At 64.4% G+C, this 233-nt stretch carries 1 protein-coding gene; it reads right to left on the reverse strand.

Going from position 1 to position 233, the window contains the following annotated elements; genetic code table 11:
* On the reverse strand, nt 1-233 hold a 233-nt coding region (locus SB725_RS34040; RefSeq protein ID WP_410923804.1), incomplete at both ends, for an AAA family ATPase.

Below are 233 nucleotides of genomic sequence, written 5' to 3' on the forward strand. Positions count from 1 at the left end.
GACCTTGGACAGGTCCATGCGCAGGTCCAGGTAATGATCGAGGAAGTCGACGTTCTGCTCCGGGTCCAGGGTCTCCAGGAGGGCCGAGGCCGGGTCGCCCTGGTAGCTCTGGCCCATCTTGTCGATCTCGTCGAGCATGATCACCGGGTTCATCACCTCCACTTCCTTGAGGGCCTGCACCAGCTTGCCCGGCTGGGCGCCGATGTAGGTGCGGCGGTGGCCCTTGATCTCGG

This window comes from Pseudomonas sp. SIMBA_041 (assembly GCF_046535095.1).
Classification (GTDB): domain Bacteria; phylum Pseudomonadota; class Gammaproteobacteria; order Pseudomonadales; family Pseudomonadaceae; genus Aquipseudomonas; species Aquipseudomonas mucoides.